This is a genomic window from Variovorax sp. GW823-FHT04F07 (assembly GCF_058795995.1).
In genome coordinates, this window is the sequence record NZ_JBXAIG010000001.1 from 1782459 (window position 1) to 1807061 (window position 24603).

23 protein-coding genes are annotated in these 24603 nt (G+C 65.0%); 6 read left to right on the forward strand and 17 right to left on the reverse strand.

Annotated elements, in window-relative coordinates:
* Positions 1 to 93 precede the first annotated feature (93 nt).
* Positions 94 to 774 (forward strand): GNAT family N-acetyltransferase, encoded by a 681-nt coding sequence (locus tag AC1RAA_RS08255; protein ID WP_095947026.1) that lies wholly within the window; start codon positions 94 to 96, stop codon positions 772 to 774.
* 9 nt (positions 775 to 783) lie between these two features.
* Here the strand turns inward: AC1RAA_RS08255 and ltaE are convergent, their stop codons facing one another.
* The 4 genes from ltaE to AC1RAA_RS08275 all read right to left on the reverse strand — a co-directional run bounded on the left by ltaE (position 784) and on the right by AC1RAA_RS08275 (position 5057).
* Positions 784 to 1824 carry a low-specificity L-threonine aldolase gene (gene ltaE / locus AC1RAA_RS08260; RefSeq protein ID WP_492727571.1) on the reverse strand — a complete coding sequence of 347 codons (1041 nt, stop codon included), beginning with the start codon at positions 1822 to 1824 and terminating at the stop codon, positions 784 to 786.
* Positions 1821 to 3020: an amidohydrolase gene (locus AC1RAA_RS08265; protein WP_492727572.1), complete on the reverse strand. Its 1200-nt coding sequence runs from the start codon at positions 3018 to 3020 to the stop codon at positions 1821 to 1823. The genes ltaE and AC1RAA_RS08265 overlap by 4 nt, the downstream gene beginning before the upstream one ends.
* The gene (locus tag AC1RAA_RS08270) at positions 3017 to 4009 is read right to left on the reverse strand and encodes a tripartite tricarboxylate transporter substrate binding protein (protein ID WP_492727573.1); all 993 of its coding nucleotides are present in this window, start codon (positions 4007 to 4009) and stop codon (positions 3017 to 3019) included. Before AC1RAA_RS08270 ends, AC1RAA_RS08265 begins: the two co-directional genes overlap by 4 nt.
* A 106-nt stretch (positions 4010 to 4115) precedes the next feature.
* The gene (locus AC1RAA_RS08275) at positions 4116 to 5057 is read right to left on the reverse strand and encodes a LysR family transcriptional regulator (protein WP_492727574.1); all 942 of its coding nucleotides are present in this window, start codon (positions 5055 to 5057) and stop codon (positions 4116 to 4118) included.
* 214 nt (positions 5058 to 5271) lie between these two features.
* Here AC1RAA_RS08275 and AC1RAA_RS08280 point away from each other — a divergent pair, with 214 nt between their 5' ends.
* On the forward strand, positions 5272 to 6432 hold the full coding sequence (locus AC1RAA_RS08280; protein ID WP_492727575.1) for a porin: 1161 nt from the start codon (positions 5272 to 5274) through the stop codon (positions 6430 to 6432).
* Positions 6433 to 6440: 8 nt separating this feature from the next.
* Here the strand turns inward: AC1RAA_RS08280 and AC1RAA_RS08285 are convergent, their stop codons facing one another.
* The gene (locus tag AC1RAA_RS08285) at positions 6441 to 6845 is read right to left on the reverse strand and encodes an OsmC family protein (RefSeq protein ID WP_095947020.1); all 405 of its coding nucleotides are present in this window, start codon (positions 6843 to 6845) and stop codon (positions 6441 to 6443) included.
* 178 nt (positions 6846 to 7023) lie between these two features.
* Here AC1RAA_RS08285 and AC1RAA_RS08290 point away from each other — a divergent pair, with 178 nt between their 5' ends.
* The 4 genes from AC1RAA_RS08290 to AC1RAA_RS08305 all read left to right on the forward strand — a co-directional run bounded on the left by AC1RAA_RS08290 (position 7024) and on the right by AC1RAA_RS08305 (position 10823).
* On the forward strand, positions 7024 to 7233 hold the full coding sequence (locus AC1RAA_RS08290; protein WP_492727576.1) for a hypothetical protein: 210 nt from the start codon (positions 7024 to 7026) through the stop codon (positions 7231 to 7233).
* Positions 7234 to 7526: 293 nt separating this feature from the next.
* Positions 7527 to 7991, forward strand: a complete 465-nt coding sequence (locus AC1RAA_RS08295; RefSeq protein ID WP_062471967.1) for a hypothetical protein — start codon at positions 7527 to 7529, stop codon at positions 7989 to 7991.
* Between the two features lie 134 nt (positions 7992 to 8125).
* The gene (gene fusA / locus AC1RAA_RS08300; protein ID WP_492727577.1) at positions 8126 to 10186 is read left to right on the forward strand and encodes an elongation factor G; all 2061 of its coding nucleotides are present in this window, start codon (positions 8126 to 8128) and stop codon (positions 10184 to 10186) included.
* 73 nt (positions 10187 to 10259) lie between these two features.
* Positions 10260 to 10823, forward strand: coding sequence for a hypothetical protein (locus tag AC1RAA_RS08305; RefSeq protein ID WP_492727578.1), 564 nt, complete (start codon positions 10260 to 10262; stop codon positions 10821 to 10823).
* A 13-nt stretch (positions 10824 to 10836) separates the two neighbouring features.
* Here the strand turns inward: AC1RAA_RS08305 and AC1RAA_RS08310 are convergent, their stop codons facing one another.
* From AC1RAA_RS08310 to AC1RAA_RS08365, 12 genes are all read right to left on the reverse strand, one after another.
* Positions 10837 to 13224 (reverse strand): DNA polymerase II, encoded by a 2388-nt coding sequence (locus AC1RAA_RS08310; RefSeq protein WP_492727579.1) that lies wholly within the window; start codon positions 13222 to 13224, stop codon positions 10837 to 10839.
* 168 nt (positions 13225 to 13392) lie between these two features.
* On the reverse strand, positions 13393 to 14322 hold the full coding sequence (locus AC1RAA_RS08315) for an amidohydrolase family protein (RefSeq protein ID WP_492727580.1): 930 nt from the start codon (positions 14320 to 14322) through the stop codon (positions 13393 to 13395).
* A 37-nt stretch (positions 14323 to 14359) separates the two neighbouring features.
* The gene (locus AC1RAA_RS08320; protein WP_492727581.1) at positions 14360 to 15412 is read right to left on the reverse strand and encodes a 2-hydroxyacid dehydrogenase; all 1053 of its coding nucleotides are present in this window, start codon (positions 15410 to 15412) and stop codon (positions 14360 to 14362) included.
* Positions 15409 to 16371, reverse strand: a complete 963-nt coding sequence (locus AC1RAA_RS08325; protein ID WP_492727582.1) for a Bug family tripartite tricarboxylate transporter substrate binding protein — start codon at positions 16369 to 16371, stop codon at positions 15409 to 15411. Before AC1RAA_RS08325 ends, AC1RAA_RS08320 begins: the two co-directional genes overlap by 4 nt.
* A gap of 164 nt (positions 16372 to 16535) precedes the next feature.
* On the reverse strand, positions 16536 to 17300 hold the full coding sequence (locus AC1RAA_RS08330) for an enoyl-CoA hydratase/isomerase family protein (RefSeq protein WP_492727583.1): 765 nt from the start codon (positions 17298 to 17300) through the stop codon (positions 16536 to 16538).
* A gap of 18 nt (positions 17301 to 17318) precedes the next feature.
* The gene (locus tag AC1RAA_RS08335; protein WP_492727584.1) at positions 17319 to 18848 is read right to left on the reverse strand and encodes a class I adenylate-forming enzyme family protein; all 1530 of its coding nucleotides are present in this window, start codon (positions 18846 to 18848) and stop codon (positions 17319 to 17321) included.
* 110 nt (positions 18849 to 18958) lie between these two features.
* Positions 18959 to 20095: an acyl-CoA dehydrogenase family protein gene (locus tag AC1RAA_RS08340; RefSeq protein WP_492727585.1), complete on the reverse strand. Its 1137-nt coding sequence runs from the start codon at positions 20093 to 20095 to the stop codon at positions 18959 to 18961.
* A gap of 141 nt (positions 20096 to 20236) precedes the next feature.
* A complete protein-coding gene (locus tag AC1RAA_RS08345; protein WP_492727586.1) occupies positions 20237 to 21448 on the reverse strand; it encodes a pyridoxal phosphate-dependent aminotransferase in 1212 nt (403 codons plus the stop codon).
* 53 nt (positions 21449 to 21501) lie between these two features.
* A complete protein-coding gene (locus tag AC1RAA_RS08350; protein WP_492727587.1) occupies positions 21502 to 22209 on the reverse strand; it encodes an amino acid ABC transporter ATP-binding protein in 708 nt (235 codons plus the stop codon).
* Positions 22206 to 22943, reverse strand: a complete 738-nt coding sequence (locus AC1RAA_RS08355; RefSeq protein ID WP_492727588.1) for an amino acid ABC transporter permease — start codon at positions 22941 to 22943, stop codon at positions 22206 to 22208. The genes AC1RAA_RS08350 and AC1RAA_RS08355 overlap by 4 nt, the downstream gene beginning before the upstream one ends.
* Positions 22940 to 23641, reverse strand: a complete 702-nt coding sequence (locus AC1RAA_RS08360) for an amino acid ABC transporter permease (protein WP_492727589.1) — start codon at positions 23639 to 23641, stop codon at positions 22940 to 22942. Before AC1RAA_RS08360 ends, AC1RAA_RS08355 begins: the two co-directional genes overlap by 4 nt.
* A gap of 33 nt (positions 23642 to 23674) precedes the next feature.
* Positions 23675 to 24490 (reverse strand): ABC transporter substrate-binding protein, encoded by an 816-nt coding sequence (locus tag AC1RAA_RS08365; RefSeq protein WP_492727590.1) that lies wholly within the window; start codon positions 24488 to 24490, stop codon positions 23675 to 23677.
* Between the last annotated feature and the right edge of the window lie 113 nt (positions 24491 to 24603).

Here is a 24603-nt window from a genome sequence, read left to right on the forward strand (position 1 = left end):
GACACACCTCCTCGTCACCGACGAGGAGGCGCCGCTCCCACTACAGCGGACGGCGCACCAACGGTTCCTGTCAGACCGAAAGAATCCAGTCCCATGACAGACCTCCTCACCAACCTCACCTGGCACGCCCTTTCGGGCCCGCATGCGTCTTTTGCCGCCGGCACATCGACCGCACGCCGGTACGCCACAGGCTTCTCCCCCATCGTCGGTTTTGCCGACGCATTGCATCCCGACCTCGACGCGCTGCTGCCTTTCTGCACGCCGGACGAGCACTTCTATGCCATCGGCTGGTCGGGCCCCGCGCCGTCCACCTGGCAGGTCGACATGGAATCGGTCATCGTGAAGATGATCTGGGACGCGCCTGCGCCCGTGGCCGACACGCTTCCTGATGTGGTCCGGCTCGGCGCAGCAGATGTAGAACAAGTGCTGGCCCTGGCCGACCTGACGCGCCCCGGGCCCTTCTCCACGCGCACCATCGAACTCGGCGAGTACGTCGGCTGCTTCGACGCCGACGGCCGCCTCGTGGCGATGGCCGGCGAACGCATGGCCGCCGGCACGCTGCGCGAGATCAGCGGCGTCTGCACGCACCCCGATGCGCAGGGCAAGGGCTATGCGAAGCGGCTCGTCACGCGCCTGGTGGCGCAGCAGATGCAGCGTGGCGAAGTGCCGGTGCTGCATGTGATGCAGGGCAACGCGGGCGCGCGGCGCATCTATGAGCGCATGGGTTTTCGCGTGCACAGCGAACCCGTCGTTCGCGTGATCTCTCGGCGCTGAGCGGCGCCTCTACCGCCTCAGGAATTCGCGCAGCGCATCGAGCGCGCGCAGCGCACCGGCTTCGTCCACGTCCCGATGCGTGACCAGGCGCAGCCGGCCGTACAGCATCGAGACACGGATGCCCTTCTCTTGCAGGTGCTTTTGAAGTGCGTGTGCCGTGTCCTGCCCGCGATCGGCCAGATCGAGGAACACGATGTTGGTCTGCGGCGCCTCTGCCCGCACGCCGGGGCTGTCGCAAATGCCTTCGTACAACAGCCATGCCAGCCGGTGGTCTTCGGCGAGCCGATCGACATGGTGGTCCAGCGCATGCAGCGCCGCTGCGGCCAACACGCCGGCCTGCCGCATCGCGCCACCCGCCGCTTTTCTCACACGCCGCGCACGCGCAATGAAGGCCGCACTGCCACACAGCGCACTGCCGACCGGTGCACCCAACCCCTTGCTGAAGCACACCGACACGGAGTCGAAGTGCCCCGCGATGCGCCGCGCGCCGGCCTCGGGCGACGTCGCAGCGCCGGCCGTGGCCGCATTGAACAAACGCGCGCCATCCAGGTGCGTCGACAGGCCGTGCTGCCGCGCCAGGCCAGTCGCGGCGCCCAGGTACGCATCGGGCAGGCATCGCCCCCCCAGCGTGTTCTCCAGCGCAAGAAGCCGGGTGACGGCGAAGTGCTCGTTGTCCGGCTTGATCGCGTCGGCGATCGCGGCCAGCGGCAAGGTGCCGTCTTCCGCGTGATCCAGCGGCTGCGGTTGCACGCCGCCGAACATCGCCGCGCCGCCGGCCTCCCAGCGGTAGCAGTGCGCCATCTGGCCGACGATGTATTCGTCGCCGCGCCCGCAATGCGCGAGCACCGCGCACAGGTTGGCCTGTGTGCCCGACGACACGAACATCGCTGCCTCGAAGCCCAGCATGCCGGCGATGCGCGCCTGCAGCGCGTTGACGGTCGGGTCTTCGCCATAGGTGTCATCGCCCACGGGCGCGCGCTGCATGGCCTCGTACATTGCGGCCGTGGGCCGCGTGACCGTGTCGCTGCGCAGATCGACGCACGCGTTCATGCCGCACCCAGCGAGCCGCCGAGCTCCTTGTTGACGACCGAGAGCCAGTAGGCGATGCCCAGCGGCAAGGCCTTGTCGTTGAAGTCGTAGTACGGCGTGTGCACGTCGCCCTGGCCGTCGCCCTTGCCCAGGCCGTTGCCGATCAGCATGTAGGCGCCGGGCCGCTTGCGCGCAAAGAACGCGAAATCGTCACCGCCTGTCAGCGGCGCCTGCTCGGGGTTCACAGCCTGCAGGCCCACCACGTCGTGTGCGGCGCGGATCGCGTTGCGCGTCGCGTCGGGGTCGTTCACGAGCGGCACGGAGTTCCACCAGCACTTCACGTGCACCGACGCTCCCTCGGTGGCGGCCGCGTGCTGCGCATGCTCGCGCAGGCGCTTTTCGAGCAGCGCCTGCACCTCGTCCGAGAACGCACGCATGGTGCCGGAGATGCGCAGCTCCGCCGGAATCACGTTCATGGCCTCCGGGTCGCCCGCGCCGATGTGGCCCACGCTGAGGGTGGCCGGGTCGGTCGGCGCCACGTTGCGGCTGACGATCGACTGCAGGCCGAGGATGAAGTGCGCCAGCACCACGCTCAGGTCGGTCGACAGGTGCGGGTAGGCGCCGCCATGGCCGCCGGTGCCGTTGAACCGCACCTGCCATCGCCCCGACGCCGCCATCATCGCGTGGCTGCGGATGCCGAATTGGCCCAGCGGCAGCGCAGGCATGGTGTGCATGCCGAAGATGCGGTCGCAGGGAAAGCGCTCGAACAGCTGCGCCTCGAGCATCGCCAGCGCGCCGCCGCGCCCTTCTTCCGCGGGCTGGAAGATCAGGTGCACGGTGCCCTCGAAGTCGGGGTTCTCGGCCAGGGCCTGGGCCGCGCCGAGCAGCATCGCCGTGTGGCCGTCGTGGCCGCAGGCGTGCATGCGGCCCCGGACCGTCGAGGCATGGCCCAGCGTGTTCTGCTCGCACAGGGCCAGGGCGTCCATGTCGGCGCGCAGGCCGATGGCGCCCGCCCCCGCGCGCCGGCCGCGCACGACACCGACCACGCCGGTGTTGCCGACCTTCTCGTGGGTCTCGATGCCCCAGTCGCGCAGCTTGCCGGCGATCAGCGCGGAGGTGCGGACCTCTTCGAACCCCAGCTCGGGGTTGGCGTGGATGTCGCGGCGGATGGCCGCGATCTCGTCGATGTGCCGGTTGGCGAGGTCGAGGAGGCTCATCGCGCCACCTCGCTCTTCTCGGGCGGCATGCGCGAGACGATGCCCTGCATCTTGCCTTGCGTGTCGGCCACGACCTCGGCGAAGCCGGGGCGCGCGCCCGCGGCGGCCGGCATGAAGCCGATGCGACGCAGGTTCGCCGCCACCTTGTCGTCGGCCAGCACGGCATCGACGGCGGCCGACAGGCGCTGCGTGACGTCCGGCGGCGTGCTGCGCGGCACGAAGAAGCCCAGCCAGGTGTTCAGGTCGATGCCCTTGAGGTACTTGCTCTCGTTGAGCGTGGGCACGTGCTTGAGCAGCTCGTCGCGCTGCAGGCCGGTGGTGCCGAAGCCGCGCACACGGCCACTCTCGATGGCTTCGGGAAAGGTGGCCGGGGCCACCAGCGTCAGGTCGACCTGGCCGCCCAGCAGGTCGGTCACCTGCGTGGAGCCGCCCTTGTACGGCACGTGCAGCATCGAGGTGCCGCTGCGCTCCTGGATGTCGCGCATGACCACGTGCTGCAAGGTGCCGATGCCCGAGGTCGCGTAGCTCAATGCGCCGGGGTTCTTGCGCGCGAACTCGATCAGCTCGTCGGTGGTGCGCGCGGCAATGCCGGGGCGCCCCACCAGCACGAACGCGGAGTCGCCGACGCGCGCCACCGGCACCAGGTCGTCGGTCTTGTAGCTGACGGCGCGATTGACCAGCGGTGCCAGCACCACTTCATTCACCGAGCCGAGCAGCAGCGTGTAGCCGTCGGCGCGGGCACGCACCACCTTGGCCGCACCGATGGCGCCGGCACCGCCGCCGAGGTTTTCGATCAGCACCGGCTGGCCCAGCTGCTTGCCGAGCGCCACATGCAGCGCCCGCGCCATGGCATCGACGGAGCCGCCCGCCGGGTACGCCACCACGACCGTCACCGGCTTGTTCGGATAGGCCTCGGGCGGTGCCGCATGGCCGTGAAAGGCCGCGGCGCACAGCAGCGCGGCAGCGAGGAGTCGGGTTCTTCTTGGCATGGTCGGATGGATGTCGCTGGAATGAACTGGAAAAGCCATTCTTCAATGACTGCCCCACGGGGAACCAATGCCTTGTGGCCCCCAGCCATGCATCCTGCTTATAGCTTCAGGGGTGCTTCCTCGCGTAGCGGAACAGGTGCTCCTTCAGCGTGTTCGCTGCCTCGCCGCGCTCGTCGCACACGCTCAGGATGCCCAGCGGCGGCAACGCGGGCAGGTCGGTCACGTCGATCAGTGCGATCTGCCCCATGTCGATGAACTGGCGCATCGCGCTGTAGGGCGTGAAGCTGAGCAGCATCTCGCTCTGCAACTGGGCCAGCACCATCGCGCTGGAGCGGACCTCGAGCTTGCGGTAGCGCGCCGCCGTGCCGTGCGCGGCCATGAGGGCGTCGAAGGTCTTTCGCGCGTGGGTCGCGGGGTGCAGCATGAGCCACATCTCGTCCAGCAGGTCCGGCAGGCGCAGCCCGCGCTTGTGCACCAGCGGATGATTCGGGCCGGCAACGACCACGAGCCGGTCGGGCAGAAGGTCGGCGAACTCCCAGCCCTCGGGCCACACGGGCGGTTCGCGGCACAGCATGAGGTCGACCTCGCGGTTCGAGATCAACGCGCTCGACTCCGCGGCATTGGCCTCCTGCAGCTGCACGAGGATGTCGGGCTTCGATTGCCCGAAAGCCGGCAGCGCCCGCACCAGCAGGCCGTTGATGGCGCCATGGATCGCGCCCACGCGCACGATGCTGTGCCCACTCGATTGGCGAAAGGCCACGAACTGCGTGCCCGCCTCGAGCGTGGCCAGCGAACGCTGCACGAACGGCAGCAGCTCGCGCGCCATGTCCGTCATGCGCATGCCGCGCGCATGGCGATGGAACAGCGGGCACTGAAGAAACTCCTCCAGGTCGGCCACCAGGTGCGTCACCGCGGGCTGCGTGAGACCGATCGCGTCGGCCGCGCGCTGCGCGCTGCCGAACTCGGCGATGGCGGCAAACGCCTGCAGATGGCGAAAGCGCGCCCCCGTCATGAGACGCGCATAGAGAACAGCAGACGACGGAGTCATGGCACGGGAGCAGGCCGCGACGGCCTCGGCGGGAAAGCCCGGATGCTAAGCGCCCCTTGCATGCGCGGCCATGGGTTGTGTCCCTGAGGCCGGGGCACCCAGCCATAAGCAAAGCAGACCTCTCGGCCTCAATTTTCATTTGTTGTGCCCCCGCCCCAAAAGAAGAATCGCGGCCGGCAAAGCAGCCCTCAGCACAACAACGGAGACACGACGCATGAAGAAGAGATCGATCGCCCCGGCCACCCTGGTCCTGGCCCTTGCCGCCTCGGGTGCAGCGCACGCCCAGTCCACCCTCACGATCTTCGGCGTGCTCGATGCCTCGATCACGTCGACCACCAACCGGGCGCAGAACCTGTCGCCGCTCGGCGGCAGCGTCTCGCTTTCGCGCACCGAGCTGGCCAACAGCCGCAGCGCCAGCAGCCGGCTGGGCTTCATGGGCCAGGAAGACCTGGGCGGCGGCATGGCGGCGGCGTTCTGGCTCGAAGCCCCCGTCACCAACGACGACGGCGCCACCGGCATCGCCACCTTCTCGCGCCGCTCGACCTTGAGCCTGCTGGGTACCTTCGGCGAACTGCGGCTGGGCCGCGACTACATGCCGGTGTTCGTCAACGACGTGCTGGTCGACCCCTTCAGCTTCAACGGCGCCGGAGCCGCCCTCACCTTCATCGCCAACACCGGTTCGCGGCTCGACCGTGTCTCGCGCGCGAACAACTCGATCGCCTACTTCCTGCCACCGAACCTGGGTGGCTTCTACGGCCAGGCGATGTATGCGCTGCACGAAGGCACCAAGCAGACGCTGTGGACCACGCCGCCACCGCCCAACAGCACGCGCACCGGCCGCCACATCGGCGCGCGCTTCGGCTACGCCAAGGGACCGCTGGACGTCGGCGTTGCCTTCGGACGCAGCACGACCGGCGACGACTACAACGCAGGCACCACCGACGAGGTGCAACTCGCAAGCCTGGGGCTGACCTACGACTTCAACTTCGCCAAGTTCTACGCCGGCGTCAACCGCAGCAAGGCCGGCCGCGACTACGCGAGGCCGCCTGTCTCGCCGCTGCCCGACGCCACGCTGAACAGCGCCCTGATCGGCGTCACCGTGCCGGTGGGTGTGGGCGTGATCCGCGCGACCTATTCACGGGCCGTCTACGACGAGCACCTGAACGACAGCCGCCCCGACCCGCAGGCCAGCAAGATCGCGCTCGGCTACCTGCACAACCTGTCCAAGCGCACCGCGCTGTACGCCACCGTGGCCCGGCTGCGTAACAAGAACGGCGCCGCCATCACCATCGGCGGCCCGGCTTACCTGCGCAGCGCGTCGCTCGTGCCGACGACGTCGACCGGCTACGACGTCGGCATCCGGCATGCGTTCTGATCCAGCGGTCAGGCCGCCGCCGCCCCGCGCTCGCTCGTGATCTCGGCGCCTTCGCGCATCGTCTTCGTGACCGGCGTGTTGGCCACCACCTCGAGCAGCCGGCTCCACTGCGCATCGGTCAGCGGGCCGCTAGCATGCAGCACACGGTGGATGTGCGCCTTGCCGTCCGCGTCTTTCGTGAAGCTCAGCTCGGCCTTGAACTCGCCCAGCTCCCAGCCCTTGCGCTGGGCGTACATCCGCAGCGTGATCGCGGTGCAGGCGGACAGCGCGGCCAGGTAGTAGTCATAGGGCGCCGGCCCCGCGCCCTGCCCGCCCAATGACGCCGGCTCGTCCGCCACCAGCTGGAACTTGCCGACCTGGATGCGGTGGTTGAAATTGACGTCCGTGGAGACGATCGTTGCGGTGTGGCCCATGGGTGTGCTCCTGTTGACAAGCAAGCATTCTGGCGCGGCCGAACGCCCGAAAACATCAGCGCCAACGGGGTTGATCCAGACGCTCATAATGCTCGCCGGGCGGCCATGCCAGGGGTCGCCAGCCACCCGGCACAAGCGGGTGCGCCGCCTTCCTGCCTGGCATCGACGGAACGACACCATGAGCGCTTTGCACATGTTTCTACCGGTCTCCGAGCCCGCGCGCAGCGAGGCGCTGGCACTTTTCATCAAGACACACCACGTGCCGCGCCACCTCGTGAGAGGCACCTCGCGCAAGATGCCGGACGACTGCGGTCCCCCCGCGCCGGTTCGCACCTCGCAGGAACAACCGCTGGCCGCATCCGCCCAGCCATCGGCCGCATCGGCCTAGGGCGGACAGGCCGCAAGGAAGACAGCCCCCGCCGCGCCGGCCGCGCGCGGCGCGTGGTCGTGCGCCCTTCTTGACCCGCCTCCGGCGGCCGCCGGGCATCGCGTGCCACATCGCCGCGAGGCAGCCCGTCTTTCCATTCGCATACACCGAAAACCCGGGATAAAACCCACCTTCATCGGTCACACTGGCGACATCGACAAAAGAATGCGCGAGTTGTCGCGACATACTGCACGAATGCAAAAAAATCACATGGAAACGAGCCGCCCCACGATGCGCTCGTTCCGCAGCCAGCCATGACGGAGTTGAGGGTCAGCTGGGAGCACACGTTCCCCGACGACGGGACGAAGCTGGTCATCCATTCGAACTGGGTTTCCAACACCCCCGCCACGCAGGCCTACCTCGAGGCCCTGGTCGCGCGGGTCGGGCAGATGGACCCGGCGCCTCACTGCGTTTTCGAGAAGCGCCAGGCCGTCCCGTCGCGCTCGTTGCCGCCGGACCTCGGCACCTTCACCTCGGCCGAGTTCTGGCAGGTGGCCGAACTGCTGCACCTGCAGGCCACCCCGTCCCTTGCCGCCGCGCGGCTGGTGCTGGTCGAGGGCATGCGCCCGGCCAAGGCGGCGAGACAGCTCAACACGAGCCCGCAGGCGTTGACGAACACGCTGCGAAAGATCCGCACGGAGCGCGCGACCTCGTCGCGGCTGGGCAGGTTGCCCGCCGACCGGCCGCCATCCGAAGGCACCGCGCCGCAGGAGCCCTGAGCGGCCGACCGGCGCGCCCTCCCCGGCTTGCATCGGCACGGTCAATCCCGTACGCTGGCCCGGCGTCGATGCGCAGCACCCGAGCCCTTGCGGGCCGCCGGGCCGGCCTTGCGGACGCGCAAAGGAGTCCCGCCATGCCAAGCCGATCGAACGGCCTCGCGGCCGAAATGGAAGCAGTGCGAACGCTGGCGCTGGTGGGCGCGGCGGCCGCCGGCAAGACCTCCCTGGCCGAGGCCCTGTTGTTCAAGGCGGGCGCCGTCGGCGCGTGCGGCAGCGTCGAGCGCGGCAGCACCGTCAGCGACCACGACCCGCTCGAGCGCCGCATGCTGCATTCGCTCAACGCCTCGGTGATGCACCTCACGCACGCCGCCACGCGCATCCACCTCATCGACACGCCCGGCGGCCCCGACTTTCTCGGCCAGAGCCTGCCGGCGCTGGAGGCCGTCGAGACGGTGGCGGTGGTCATCAATGCCGCCACCGGCATCGAGCCGATGGCGGTGCGCATGATGAATTACGCGGCCTCGCGCCACCTCGCCCGCATGATCATCGTCAACAAGATCGACTCGCAGGGCGTCTCGCTATCGGGCCTGCTGGCCGACATCCAGGCCACCTTCGGCCGCGAATGCCTGCCGCTGAACGTGCCCGACGGGGTCAACCGGCAGGTGATCGACTGCTTCTTCAATCGCTTCGGGCGCTCCGACTTCGGGCCCGTCGAAGCGGCGCACCGCGCGCTGGTGGAACAGGTGGTCGAGGTCGACGCGGCCTTCGTCGACCGCTACCTTGAAGAAGGCGACGTGGACCCGTCCGAGTTGCACGCGCCGCTCGAGCAGGCGCTGCGCGAAGGCCACCTGATCCCGGTGTGCTTCACCTCGTCGCGCAGCGGCGCCGGCGTGGCCGAGCTGCTGGACGTGATCGTCAAGCTCCTGCCCGACCCGACCGAGGCCAACCCGCCGGAGTTCCTCGTCGGCGAAGGCGCGCAGGCCGAGCCCATGCAGGCCCGGCCCGACTCGTCGCTGCACGTGCTGGCGCATGTGTTCAAGGTCACGATCGACCCCTATGTCGGCAAGATGGGCATCTTTCGCGTGCACCAGGGCACGGTCACGCGCGACAGCCAGCTCTACATCGGCGACGGCCGCAAGCCGTTCAAGGTGGGGCACCTGTTCATGCTCCAGGGCAAGGACCATGTCGAGGTGTCACACGCGGTGCCCGGCGACATCGTGGCGGTGGCCAAGGTCGACGAGATCCATTTCGATGCCGTGCTGCACGACGCGGCCGAAGACAGCCATGTGCACCTCGCGCCGCTGCCGTTCCCGGTGCCGGTGTACGGCCTGGCCGTGGAGCCCAAGCGCCATGGCGACGAGCAGCGCGCCTGGGAAATCCTGGGCAAGCTCGCGGCCGAAGACCCGTGCCTGCGCATCGAGCATGTGGCCGCGACCAACGAGACGGTGCTCTACGGCCTCGGCGAGCTGCACCTGCGCCTCGTGCTCGAACGCCTGCGCGAGGTGTACCGCTTCGAGGTCCAGACGCGGCCGCCGCGCATCGCCTACCGCGAGACCGTGACCGCGCCGGCCGAGGGCCACCACCGCCACAAGAAGCAGACCGGCGGCGCCGGCCAGTTCGCCGAAGTCTTCCTGCGCATCGAGCCGCTGGCGCGCGGCGCGGGTTTCGAGTTCGCCGACGAAGTCCGGGGCGGGGCCATTCCGAACCAGTTCATCCCCGCGGTCGAAAAAGGCGTGCGCGAGGTGCTGGCCTACGGTGCGATCGCCGGCTACCCCGTGGTCGACGTGCGCGTGGTGGTCTACGACGGCAAGCACCACAGCGTGGACAGCAAGGACATCGCCTTCGCGACCGCCGGCCGCAAGGCCTTCATGGCGGCGATCCGCGAGGCGCAACCGGCCGTGCTCGAGCCGATCGTCCAGATCGAGATCGCCGTGCCCGAGCATGCCGTGGGCGACGTCACGAGCGACCTGTCGGCGCGGCGCGGCCTGGTCACCGGCACGTCGGGCCTGGGGGCCGGCACGGTGGCCATCGGCGGACAGGTGCCCGAGGTCGAGCTGGCCAACTACCAGTCGCGCCTCAATGCGATGACCAGCGGCCAGGGGCGCTACACCATCGCGTTGTCGCACTACGAGGCCGTGCCGCCGACCGTGCAACGCACGCTGATGGGGCAGTACCGGGTGCGCGACGACGACTAGGCGCCCACCGGGAGCATGACGCTGCCATGGCCTAATGGCCGGCATCCGTCATTCGTCCCGCACGGGCTCCCCGATGAAGAAACTGCTGCCGCTGGTCCTGTCCACCCTGTTCGCCCTGCCCGCTTCCCAGGCCCACGCCGCACCGCGCCAGCCGCACACCCCGGAACAGGCGCGGGCGCTGCTCACGCAACTCGGTGCGCACGTGATGGTCATCAATTCCGACCAGACGCTGATCAAGAAGAAGCCGGCGAGCGCGTTCGACGTACTGACCTACTACCCGCTGCCCAAGGCCAAGGTCGACGAATACAAGCGCAACGGCCACATCGTCAACACGAACGACGACATCGCCGACGCTGCCACCTACCGGATCAAGGACTACGCGCTGACCAACGAGAAGAACGAAAAGCTGCGCCTGAAGGACGACGGCGGTGCATCGTCGCTGCAGGACTTTTCGCTCTGGACCTACGACCACGCCCTGAGCAGCCAGCGGGGCTTCTACGTGAAGCTGGACAAGCCCTTCGAGCGCGTCAAGGGGCACCTCACGGTGGTTTTCGAGATGCCCGGGAACCTCCGGCACGAGACGCGGGTGCCGGTCGACCTGTCCATCACGGACAAGGACCCGCGACCCGGCACCTGATCCTGCGGTCGCTTCACGGCGATCCTGGCTCGAAGAGCTCGCGCTGCGACGTCGTCAAGGCCGCGAAGCTGTCCCCCATGGGCTGAAGAATGGCATCGGCGATCGGCTGCAATTGCCGGGTGAGGTAGTGCTCGTAGTCGATGCGCGAATGGCGGGTTTCCAGCGGCTCCGGCCCGTTGCGGGTCATGACGTACTGGATCCAGCCGCCCTTCTGGTACTGCTGGGTCCGGCCGACCCGCGCGTTGTGCTCGTCGGCGATGCGCGCGGCCCGCACCTGCGGCGGCACGTTCACCAGGTAGTCGTCGAGCCGATGGCGCAGGCGCTTGCGGTAGATGAGCAGGTCGTCCTTGGCGCCCGCCAGCGTCGCCTTCGCATAGTCGGTCACGAAGGCCTTGTAGGGCTCGCCCTGGAAGATGCGTGACAGCAGGCCCTCCTGGAACTGGCGCGCCAGCGGGGTCCAGTCGCTGCGCGCCATCTCCAGGCCGCGATACACCATCTCCTCCTTGCCCGCGGCATCCACGCTGAGACCGGCGTAGCGCTTCTTGCTGCCGACCTCCGAGCCGCGGATGGTGGGCATGAAGAACTTCTTGTAGTGGGTGTCGACCTCGATCTCGAGAAAGCTCTGCAGGCCCTGCTCATCGCGCAGCGTGCGCGCCCACCAGTCGTTGATGTCGGCCGCCAGGCGGGCCGCGACGGCGTGCGCCTCCTCGTTGGTGTGGGTGCGCCGGAGCCAGATGAAGATCGAGTCGGTGTCGCCATAGATCGCCTCGTAGCCCCGCTGCTCCACGAACTCGCGCGTGAGCTTCATCATCTCGTGCCCGCGCAGCGTCACGGCGGACACCAGCTTCGGGTTGAAGAACCGGCACTCGGACGCGCCCAGCACGCCGGCGAAGGAGTTCATGAGCAGCTTCAGCGCCTGCGAGAGCGGCTCGTTCTTCGCCCGCTTGGCCTCGTCCCGCGCGTGCCAGAGCGTGGTCACGATCTGCGGCAGGCAGTGCCTGTCGCGCGAGAAGACGGTCTCTTGCGGTCCGTGGATGAGCCCGGTCGCATCGGCGGCGTTCGAACCTTCGACGAGGCCCACCGGATCGACCAGGAAGGTGCGGATGATCGAGGGATAGAGGCTCTTGTAGTCCAGCACCACGACGGAGTCGTAGAAGCCCGGCTTCGAGTCCATCACGTAGCCGCCCGGATAGGCCTTGCTCGCAATCTCGCCCACGTTCGGCGCCACGTAGCCCAGGCGATGCATCCGCGGCAAGTAGTGGTGGCTGAACGCGGCGATGGAGCCGCCGAAGTGGTCGGCCTGCAGACCGGTGACCTGGGCGCGCTCCATCATGAACTGCAGCAGCTTCGCCTTCTCGAAGATGCGCAGGACCAGCTCGCAGTCGCGGATGTTGTACAGCGCGAGCGCGGGCTTGTCGTGCTGGTAGCGCCGCTCGATCTCCGCCATCTTGTCGTACTCGTCGCCGATGGCCTTGCCTTCGCCCAGCAGCGTCTGCGAGACGTTCTCGAGGCTGAACGACGGAAAGCTCCACACCGCGGCCCGGAGCGCCTCGATGCCATCGAGGACGATCCGGCCCGGCGTGGGCGCGAACAGGTAGCCCTGCTTGCCCGGATGCGTGCGCCATTCGATGGGCCGGCGCTCCCGCCCCAGCAGCAGCGGCACGCCGCAGTCGTTGGCGGTTTTCTGCAGCACGCGCAGGTCGAACTGGACCACGTTCCAGCCGATGAGGACGTCGGGATCGTTGCGCTCGAACCAGTCGTTGAGCTGCTCGATCATCGCCTTGCGGGTCGAGCAGTAGACGAGCGAGAAGTCCATGGGGTCGCCCGGCTCGGGCGGCGGCTCGCCGAGCATGAAGACGACGCGCTCCGACGTGCCGTCCAGCGCAATGGAGTAGAGCCCTTCATGCTGGCTCGTCTCGATGTCCAGCGACACGACCTTCAGCACCGGCCGGAACTCGGGCGCGGGGCTGAGCTTGCAGTCGACGAGCGTGGCGCCCTCGGCGCGCCCGCCTTCCACCCGCACACCGGCGGTGATGAAGCGCTCCATCAGGTAGCGGTCGTGCGGGCGCACATCGGCTTCAAGCAAGGGGATGCCCTGCGCCTGCAGGGCGCGCGCCAACCGGCCGATCTGGCGAAAGTGCGTCGCATAGACGCCGAGGACGGCTTCCTGCTGGAAATTCCGGAGCTCCAGCTCGCGCAACTGCACGCCCGGCATGGCCGCGAGGTGGACTTCCACCGCCGCCCTGTGCCGGGCGGCGACGAAAGCGACGCTGCTGCGGGAGGTCAGCACCACTTTCCTCGGCCCCGCCTCGGTGGCCAGCCAGTACTCGATCTCGGTGCCGGTCGGAGCATCACGCCAGTGGCGCGTGAGGATGAAGCCCTGGAGGTCGGTGGAGGTCACGGGCGCTGGGCGATTCGGGTGGGACGGGGAAGGCGGACGGAATCGGAGGATTCTCGCCCGGCCCGGCCAGCTGGCGCCCGGTGATCGCAACCCGTCCGAGCGGGACTACCGGATTGAACAGATGCGCAGACCGTGCCGAATCGCCTTCCCCCGTTCTCGCCCCGAGCGTCAAGTTCGGCGCTGTGGGGTTCCAGTAACGATGATCGGATCGACGGGATCCACGCGGACGGCAGCTCGCGGGAAGTCGAAAAGCTCCTCAGGATTGGAGGCAAGGATCCTCTCGATGGCGCTTGCATCGTGGTCAAACCAGGTCGCCAGAGCATTGAGCAAGACGCCAGCGTCCTGCTCAACCGAAAAGCCCACATGGGGCCAGTCGGTTCCCCAGACCATGCGAGTTGGCGCTTCCGAGTACAAGCGCTGGGCGCGGCGGGCGATGCGAGGATCTCGAAGGTCGGCCGACAGGCGATAGCCGATCAACTTGACCCACACACGGCCCGTTGAGAGCAGCGACGACAAGACGCGCTCAGCCTCGCTGGACTGTGCCCCCAAGGACAACCCGCCGAGATGGTCGACGACCAGCGTGCAGGGCAACTGCTCCAGCGTTGACTTGAGCGAGGGCCACTGATCCTCCCTGGGAAGAATCTCGGCATGCCAACCACGGTCCGCCAGTTTCGGCGCCAGGACCTTCAGGTCGTTGAGATCGACGGTGCCGCCAAGCTGGCCCGACATGATGAATCTCATCCCCCTGACGCCCATGGCGTGCCAGGCATCGAGTTGTGCATCGGTCGTGTCCGCATCACCCACCACCACGCCACGCAGCACCTGCGGCTCAGCGCGCAGCGCTTGCTCGACGGCGCGGTTGTCCTTGCCATACACGCTGGCCTGAACGACCACCGATCGCTCGAATTTGATCGATCGGCGCAGGCGGCGCAGTTCCGCAGGCGGTGCCGGTGCGGGCTCGTAGCTCGCGTCCGGCACCGTGTTCAAGAAATCTTCAGGCGTGGCATGGCAATGAGAATCGCACGCCCGCGCGGGGACCTGAAAGTCGGGGGCCGCATAGTTCTCCGGCGGCGGCAGGCAGGCTGCTGTCAATTGCATCGTTCTTCTCCAGACACAGTGAGCGGTTTCCAGGAAATCAAAGGCATTCGCTCGCCGCTGAACGCTTGTCGATGACAACGTCGGTGAGCGCCTTGCGATGCAGGTAGCAGTGCACGTTGCGCACGACGGTTTCAACCCGGCGCGTTTCCAGCGCATCCGTCCATCCCGCGGCATGCGGCGTCATCACCAGGTTGTCCAAGGTTTCGAACGCCAGGCTGCTGGGCGCGCCCACCATCGAAGACGGCGGCGGATACGTGTACCAGGTGTCAACGATGGCACCACGAATTTCGCGCCGTTGAAGCGCTCCAAAGAGTGACGCCTCGTTGACGACCGGCCCGCGTGCGACGTTGATCAGGATGGCGTTCGACTTCATGCGAGACAGCTCATCCTTGTCGATCAGGTTCAGCGTTTCTGCGCCACCCGGTACACACAGAAGAACATAGTCGCTCTGCGCAAGGAGGGTCGGCAGAGCCTCCATGCCGCGCCACCAGTGCAGCTCGCGGGAGACGCCGGGCGATCGACTCACGGCGATCGTCTGCATTCGAAACGCAGCGGCCAATTGAGCGACACGCTGGCCGATTCTTCCGTAGCCCACCAAGCCGATGGTCTTGCCTTGCAACTCGCCGTGCTTGCGACCGACAACGGAGCCACCGCCCCAGGTCCATCGGTGCTGCCGCAATTCGGCATCCATCTCCCGGAATGGAATCTCGGCGTTCAAGATGGCGCCCATCACGTACTCGGCAATGGGATCGCTGCCGTTGCTGACGTTGCAGACCACCGAGTTGGCTGGCACCCACTCGGAGCGCAACCAGTCGACACCCGAGAACGGGAGAATGGTCAGGCCGAGCCGGCGGCTGGCGGCGAAGGTCGCTTCGACACCGAGGCCTTGTGCGTGTCGCGCCCATTCGGCAGATCCGATCAGGATTTCGGCCACGGCTGCCTTGCGCGTCAAGCCTTCCGTGCCCTCCTCGGCGCACCATGACTCGGCAACCCAACCGGGACCGAGACAGGCCAGCAGAGGTTCCTTGAAGACCTGGCTGTAGCGCCCAGCCAATAGCAGCGTGCGAGGTGTTGGTGTCACGGCCTTCATACCTTCGGGATACCCAGTCGATCGACCAACTGCTTGTAGAGCGCGATGTCGGCAGCGATCAACGCCTTGGTCTGCGCTGGGGTGCGATAGACGTAGCCGAGGTCTCGGTCGCGAAGCCAATCCTGCGTCGATCGCAGCTTGGCGGCCTTCGCCAGCACCGTGGCGTAGTAGTCGACCACATGATCCGGAGTGCCTGCAGCTACCGCAGCGAGGATCCAGGATTCACCGGTATAGCCCCTGACACCGAGTTGCGCGGTCGTCGGCACACCCGGGAGCGAGGCGAGAGGCTGGCTTGCACCAAGCACAAGACCTCGCAATTTGCCCGACCGGATGAGGGCATGTGCTGCCGACACATCCAGCATTCCAACGTCGACGGCGTTTGCCAACAAGGCGGAGGCCACTTCACTGCCACCCTTGTACGGAATGGCCGTCATCTTCATGCCCACCGTCTCGTTGAGCCATTCGGCTTGCAGCTGCAAGGCCGTGGAGCCGATGCCCAGGTTCAGGGTCTTGGGACGGGCCTGTGCTTTCTGGACCAGGTCTTCGAAGCTCTTGATTCCCGAGGATGCCCCCGTCACAAGCACAACGGGCCCCGTTGCCAGGACGCCCACTGGTACAAAGTCCGTCAGTGGATCGTAGGGCAAGCTCTTGGCGATGGCAGCGTTCACTGCAAGCGTCGACGAACTCCCGATCAGCAGCGAATATCCGTCGCGCGCAGATGCGAGCACGTTCTGTGCACCGATCAGGCCACTTGCGCCAGGCCTGTTGTCAGGGACCACCGGCTGACCCGAGAGTTCTGCCAGAGCCTTGGCATACACGCGGCCGACGAGATCGGCGGCGCCCGATGGAGGAAATGGAATGACCATGCGAATGGGCCGCACGGGAAAGGCATCGCTCTGCGCCGACGCCGCCCATGCACCTGCAGTCCACACAGCCAGACCGGCGGTCACGAGCTGCATGGCGGATCGCCGACCCAGGTGGGTCGAGCGATCAGGAGCCCCTGGATGTCTCTCGGTAAGTGTTCGATTCATATCGTGTCCCGTGAATGTTCAATGCGCCCTGCACTGACAGATCAAGCGAAGGTCCAGGCTCCGCAACGCTGCGGGCCTGATGTAGAAGGCGTTCAACGGCCCTGAAACACCGGAACGCGGCGTTGTGCGGCAGCCCTCACGCCCTCCAGAAAGTCGGGATGCCGAAACTGCTCGAGTTGAACCGCGCACTCATGGCGATTCACTTGCATCACGTGGTCCGCGAATCCGGCTCGCAACGTGCGCCTCGTGCTTTGGACGGCACCGGGTGCTGAGCGCGCGATCTCTTCCGCCATGGCCAGTGCCGTGGCAAACGGGTCTTGATCCTCCGAAAGAGCGTCGATCAACCCCAGCGCCAATGCCTGTTGCGCGCTGATCCGCTCGCCCGTGTAGAGCATCCAGGCGGCCTTTTGCGCGCCCACGACGCGCGGCAAGGTGAGGCTGATTCCGAAACCGGGATGAATGCCCAGTCGGTTGAAGTTGGCGCTGAACCGGGACTGGGGCGATCCCACACGGAAGTCAGCGACCAGGGCCAGCCCCAATCCGGCGCCGATGGCAGCGCCCTGTATCGCCGCAACGATGGGTTTCCTGTTCGAGAAAAGCCGCATGGCCTGCGCGTAGAACGGCGACGGGTCGAGCGCCGTGCTGTTTTCGGCTTGATCGAAATTCGCTCCAGCGCAAAACACGCTGCCGCCACTGCGCAGAACGATCGAGCGGCAATCCTCGACAGCATCGAGATGCTCGAAACTGTCGGCCAATTCCTTGACGAGCTCGACGTCGACGAAATTGTGCGGGGGATTTTTGATTTCGAGCACGGCAACATGCTCTGTGAGTTCACAGCTGACACGACAAGCATTCATGAAAAATACCCTCGAGTGCTATTGCGCGGAAACTTCATGACGCCACAGTGCGTGCTCGTCGTGCAGCCGTCGGCGCTGAACCTTGTTCACTCCGGTGTCGCGAGGGAGGCTCGCGATCTGGATGATTTCGACGGGCCGCATGATGCTCGGCAGACGCTGAATTGCCGCGAGCGTCTTCTCCAGGTCAATACGAGGATCTGCAATCCACAAGACGACGCGTTGACCGCTCACCGCGTCCGCTCTCGACCAGATCGCGAACTCGGACAACTCCGCTTCTTTTTCCAAAGAACGTTCCACGAAATCGATCGGAACGTATTCGCCGTTGACTCGGATGGATTCGCTCATCCGCTCGATGAAGACAAGGTTTCCAAGGTGGTCAACTCGGCCTCGGTCGCCCGTGTGAAACCAGCTGTCGGCATCCGTCGAGGGGTCTAAAACTCCGTCGCGAAGGTAGCCAGAAAACAGCGTGTCCGCCTCCCGCGCTCTGACATGGATTTCACCCTCTTCGGATATCTTGAATTCGGCGTCGAAACGCACGCGCCCGGCGTAGTGGGTAGGGCCTTCTTCCGCCAAGGAGCGGTCGCCTGGGCGAACATGCCATGTGTGGCAAAGCCCACCGGCTTCGGTGGACCCATACGCCGTGATTCCGATGGGGATTCCGAACATGCCCAGGAATTCGCTGATGGCGCCAAACACCACGCGCACCTTGTGGCCCGCGCTTGCGTCGACATCCGCCTCCTTCATCAGCATCTGAAGGGGCGTGACATGCAGGACGAGTGCGGTCGCGCCGATCTGCTTCACGGTGCGCCAGAAATTCTGTGCGACAAAACGCTGCGTCCCCAGAACGCCCGCGCCTGCAGTCCAGGCCGCCACGACACCGTAACCCAGAGGGTTGATATGGAACATCGGCATCGGCGCAAAGACAACGTCATTGCGAACGTACCCGAGAGAGTCGGCGATGAAGCGGCCCAGCCTGATGAAATAAGAGTGGCTCAGTGCGCAAAACTTGGGGCGACCTGAGGTGCCCGAGGTATGCATATAGCACGCGATCTCCGAGCCGTCGCAGGCCAGCCCTGCCAGAAGCGCATTGCCCTCGACTGGCACGTCTGATTTGCCTGATCTCGGGATCTCGGCACTCTTTACAACCAAATGGCCGGACCACGCGTTCCGTGCGTCGATAGAAGCCCAGTTCGGATGAGTGGGTGCGCGGTACGTGTCATCGAAAAATGCAACGGCATCCGGATTCAGATCAAGCAGCATTTCCCTGATCAGGTCTTGAGGGTAGTGCGGATTGATGAGTGCCGTACGGACGCCGTGCAACTGGCAAGCCATCCAGAAGATCAAATAGTGCTCACTGGTGACCCCAACAAAAGCGACTGTTTGCCCCTTGAGAATGGCGCCAGACATCGATGCGCAAAGCGCCTGCGCCGTCTTGAAAGCATCTGCCATGGGGGCCGACACCTTGTCTGTGCCGAACACCGCTTCAGGCGATCGTCGAACGGCGTCCTGAATGAGGAGCGCCAAATTGCGGATATTTTGATTGAGCATTGCTTGGGTTCTCTGCAGAATATTTGAAACGTTTCGCCGCCACTCTCTTCTTCAGAAGAAGATGGGTAGTGACCTTTTTTTCAGTCGATCGATTTGCAGGCTGTTTTCAATCAGACCAACTCCATTCGACCAATGTATTTGCCAATCGTGTTCTTCAATATTTCCACCGACCCACCTCCGATCTCCGCAACCTTGGCATCCCGCCAATAGCGATTGAAAGGCGAATTCACAGCCGTTCCGTATGCGCCGCAAACCTGAATAGCCTGGGACGTCACCCGGTTGGCGACGGAACAGCAAAACAGCTTTGCTTCGCTGGCGTAGCGCTCGGGCTCGCGCTGCGCCTCCAATGCGTCAGCCGCCGAGTACAACAACAGGCGGGCTGCGTCGATGTCCGTGAGCATTTCTGCGAAATACCATTGGATTCCTTGAAAATCGAAGACGGACTGCCCGAAGGCCTTTCGGTTTTTGACGTAGGCAAGGGATTCGTCAAATGCCGCACGCGCCATTCCGATGACCATGGCCGCGTTGAGCGTGCGCGAATAGTTCAGATTGCGCAGCACGACTTTCAGGCCTCCACCCGGCTCGCCCAAAAGGTATTCGTAGGGCAACCGAACGTTCTCGAGTTTGAGTTCCACGTGTGGCCCATTTCGCCCGCCAAAGGTCTCGCTCCTCTCGCCAACGAAGGTGCTCACGCCAGGTATTTCTCGCGGAACTGCAAAAACCCCCAGTCCTTTCTCGGTTTGGGCCAGGATGATGAACAGATCGGCACCACTCCCCGATGTAATGAATGATTTTTGTCCGGACAGGATCCAATGATCATTTTCGAGCACCGCCTTGGTGTCCAACGAGCGGATGTCGCTGCCATGATTTTGTTCAGTCAGCGCATAGGCCGCTGTTAGGCCCCGTGAAAACTTCGGCAAGAACTCGCTCTTCAATTTTTCGTTGCCGGATCGCAAAATTGCGTTCTGCGCCTGAAAGTTCGAGTTCAGAGAAATCCCGACCGAGGCGCTGGCGGCACCGATTTCCTCGAAAAACGAAACCACTCGCCGGAATGAGCATCCGCCACCCCCATATTCTTTGGGGACGATCAGCGCATTCAATCCCTGTTTTGCCGCTTGCTCCACAACATCGGAGGGGTATGCGTCCTCCCGATCGAGTTGAGCCGCAGCGGGTTTTGCGTAGGTTTCAGCAAAGGTGCGAAATTCATTCACGGCTTGTGCAGGTTCAAATTCCGTCCACAGCGGCATTTTTCGTCTCCTATCTTGTCAATCAAGGGGTAAAGTTTTTGATTCCGTATCAACCAGAAATCAGGGGGCTGTAATTCGCTCGGCCCGTACGGCGGAGATCGAGAGCCGCTCGCGCACGGCTGCGTCGCGTGGCCGGCGGATTCAGCAGGGAGAGAGTTCGGCGCAAAAGCGCTGGATGCGCTTGCAGGCTTCGACCAGGCTCTGCGTGCTCGCGGCGTAAGAAACGCGGAAGTGACCGGGCATGCCGAATGCACTTCCATGCACAACGCTGACGCCTTCTGCGGCAAGAAGCTCCAGCGCGAATGTCGCGTCGTCCTGAATCGGCTTGCCGCTGGGCGCTCGTTTCCCGAAGGTTCCGGCGCACGATGGAAATACGTAGAAGGCGCCCTCTGGTCTTGCGCATGCGAGGCCAACGCAGGCATCGAGTTGGTCAACGACCAGGTCTCGGCGTTGCTTGAAGACTTCGCGCCTCGCCGCCAGAAAATCTTGTGGGCCTTGCAGCGCCGCCACAGCCGCCCATTGCGCGACGGAACTGGCGGCGGATGTCACCTGCCCCTGGACCACGTCCATCGCCTTGATCAAGGAGGCCGGCCCGGCGCCATAGCCGATGCGCCACCCCGTCATCGCATAGGCTTTCGAAACGCCATTGACGATCAACGTCCGCTCCCGCAGCCGCGGCTCGACGGCCGCAATGGTTGCGAACTCGAACGCGTCGTACACCAGGTGCTCGTAGATGTCATCGCTCATGACCCACACGTGCTCATGACGCAGCAGGACCTCTGCGAGCGCACGAAGTTCATCGCGCGAATAGGCTGCGCCGGAGGGGTTCCCTGGCGAGTTGAGAACCACCCATTTCGTTTGGGGAGTGATGTGCCGCTCGAGCGCTTCCGGTGTCAGCTTCAGGCCGTTGGTGGCGGTCGTCTCTGCGATGACAGAGGTCGCTCCGCACATGGCCACGAGCTCCGGATACGAGACCCAGTAGGGCGCGGGAATCAGCACCTCGTCGTGCTCGTTGAGCGTGGCCATGAACGCATTCGCGATGACCTGCTTGCCGCCATTGCTGATGATGATTTCATCGCGCGTGTAGACAACGCCGTTCTCCCGCTGGAACTTCTCAACGACGGCATCACGCAACTCGGGAATGCCGTGGGTCGGCGTGTACCTGGTCTTGCCGCCCGTGAGTGCGCGAATGGCAGCGACCTGAACATGCTCGGGTGTTTCGAAGTCGGGCTCGCCCGTGCTGAGCGCAATCACGTCGCGGCCTTGCGCTGCGAGCTCACGAGCCCGCTGCGTGGCGGCAATGGTGCTCGACGGTTTGATGCGAGCCAGAGACTTGGAAAGAAAATTGGACATGACGACTCCTGTGCAGCTACGCACAATCGGCTTGATCGGAATGCGGCCGGGACTCAGGGGCGCCGAACTTCGGCGATGAATTTCCGGGCGCGGGGGTGTTGTGGATGGGCGAAGAACTGATCGGGAGCGGCACGCTCGACGATCGCCCCCGCGTCCATGAACAGGATTCGGTCGGCCACTTCTTTCGCGAAACCCATCTCGTGGGTCACGCACATCATGGTCATGCCATCCAAGGCCAGCTGCTTCATCACTGCCAGGACCTCACCCACCATCTCGGGGTCCAGCGCGCTCGTGGGTTCATCGAAAAGCATCACCGGCGGACGCATCGCGAGCGCTCTGGCAATCGCCACACGCTGCTGCTGGCCTCCCGAGAGCTGTGGCGGGTAGGCATCCGCCTTGTGCGCCAAGCCAACCTTCACGAGCAACTCCATTGCGCGCTCGCGCGCCTCGCTTTGGCTCACCTTCGCCACCGTCATGGGCGCCAGCTCGAGATTGCGCATGACACTCAAATGGGGGAAGAGGTTGAAGCTCTGGAAGACGAAGCCAATGCGACTGCGCAAGCTGTTCACGTCAGTCTTCGGGTTGTGCACGTCTTCGCCGTTGACCGTGACGCGGCCTTTCGAAATCGGCTCCAGCCGATTGACCGTGCGGATCAACGTGGACTTGCCGGAACCCACCTCGCCTTGCTTGACGGTTTCGTTGATCTGGTTGAGGGCTTGATAGCCGCCGTAGAACTTGTCCACGTTGTCGAAGGTGATCATGTCGTGGCCTCTTTGGACACCAGGCGCTGGAGGGGGGTCGGCACGTCGGGCGTGCAGCGTGCTTGATTCAACTTCTTCTCCAACCGGGAAACAGCCAATCCCAGCGTCCAGCACAGGACGAAATAGGTGATGGCCAGGATCAGATACACCTGAAATGGGCGGGTGAGCAGTTGGGCGTTGATCTGGTAGGCCGAATAGGTCAGCTCGCCGACGCTGATGATGTAGCCGAGCGACGTGTTCTTGATCAGGTTGATCAACTGGTTCAGGATGCTCGGGATCATGTTGACGAGTGCCTGCGGCAGGATCACCTTGCGCATCGTTGCAAAGTAGGTCATTCCCAACGATCGAGCGGCCTCGACCTGGCCCTTGGGGACGGCCACGATGCCCGCCTTCACGACCTCCCCCATGAAGGCGAGCTCGTAGACGACGAGGGCGACGATCAAGGTGGTGATCCCGGAGATGCTGTGCCCCACGACCATCGGCACGATGAAGTAGGCCCAGAAGATCAGCATCAGGACAGGCAGGCCGCGCACGGCGTAGACGACAGCGGTCGCCGGGTACTGAACGGCCTTGATGGGGGACGTCCGGGCCACCCCCATCACGACGGCGAGGGGAAACGAAAGCAGCAGCCCGGACACGGCGAGAAACAGCGTGAGCGCCAAGCCGCCAACGGGACCGTTCGGAAATTGGCCGACCAGGAGCAGAAGGCCATAGTCACGAAGGATGTCGATCATCGGACACCTCGCAGCGGATCCAGGCGAACGCTCCAAGCGTGGCCGATGCCCATCAGCGCGAACGAGCAGACCCAGTAGAAGATCGACGCAATGGCGTAGACCTCGAAGGTGCGAAAGCTCTCGCTCTCGATCTGGTGGGCCGCGTAGGTCAGTTCGGCGAGGCCGATCGCCATGGCCAAGCTCGTCGCCTTGAACAGCCCCAGCGACTGGTTGGTCAAAGGCGGCACTGCGACACGAAGTGCCTGCGGAAGAACGACGAAGCGCATCGCCTTGGCGTAGGACAGGCCCAGCGCTCGCGCCGCCTCCATCTGCGTGGGCGACAGGGACCGCACACCACTGCGCAGATCCTCCGACATGAAGGCCGCCGCGTTCAGCGTCAGCGCGATCCAGACGAAGATGAATTCGCTCCCATGGGCGTTGATCCACGCCTGCCAGGCCTCAGGCAACACCTGAGGCACGCCGAAGTACCAGATGAAGATCTGGACCAGGCCAGGCACGTTCCGGTGATAGCCAACGAACCCTTTGGAGACGGCCTGGAGTCCGGTCAAACCAGACTGCCGCATGGAAACGACGACAAGTGCCAGCAGGAGGCCCGACACCCATGCAGCGGCGAAGAGCACGAGTGTGTTGCATGCGCCGGCGATCAACCAGTCCAGATAGCGGCCGTTCAACACGGCCCCGAAATTCAGATCAAGCATGGATGCGCTCGTGGCTCTGATTTGCGAGCTTGATCAGAATGCACTGAGCGGCGTCAGCTTCTTCTCGCGAACGATCTTCAGCTTCGTGTCGGGCCCGAACCACTTGCGCCACAACGCGTCGAGCTCCCCGGACGACTCCATGTCGCGCAACGCCTTGTTCACCGCATCGAGCAGTTCGCTCTCGCCCTTCTTCACACCCAGGCCCGTGGGCTCGTAGACGAGGGACTCGTCGAGGAAGCGGAACTTGCCCGAGCTTTCGTGGAGCAGTCGCGCGCCAGGCGCTTGGGAAATGGCATATGCCTGAACCTTTCCCTGTGCGAGCGCCAGAAAGGCCATGGTGCCGTCCTGGTAGGTCATCACTTCGGAACCCGGAAGCTTGTTGCGAGCGTTGAGCTCCGAGGTCGAGCCCTTGTTGGCGGCGATCTTCTTCCCGGCAAGGTCGGCGAACGTCCGGATGGGCGAATTGCTCGCCACGATGATCTTCAAGGGCAGCTGGTAGTAGATATCCGAAAAGGCGATCTGCTCGGCGCGCTCCTTCGTGTAGCCCAGGGAGGCCGCCACCACATCCACACGCCCCAGCGCCAACTCGGGAATGCGGGCTTCGACAGAAATCGGGCGGTGCTCCAGTTCAACGTGGAGGTGCTTTGCGAGGCTCTTGCACGTATCCACGTCGAAGCCGACGTACTCGCGGGTGGCGGGGTTCTGAAACGCAAGGGGTTCCGCCCCCGTCAGCGTGGCGCACACCAGCTTGGAGCGCGCCTTGATGTCGCTGAGACGATCGGCCTGTGCCGTGGTGGCGCAGACGCAAAGAGCGACGGCGATGACGCGAGTGAAAGTCAATCGGAACATGAGCGCAACTCCTGAAGCGGCTTGATGCCAGAGGCCAAGAAATGAGATGGAAGCCCGCATTCTGGAGACTTTGAAAAATTAAAAAAAACGATTTATTTTTATAGAATTGCATC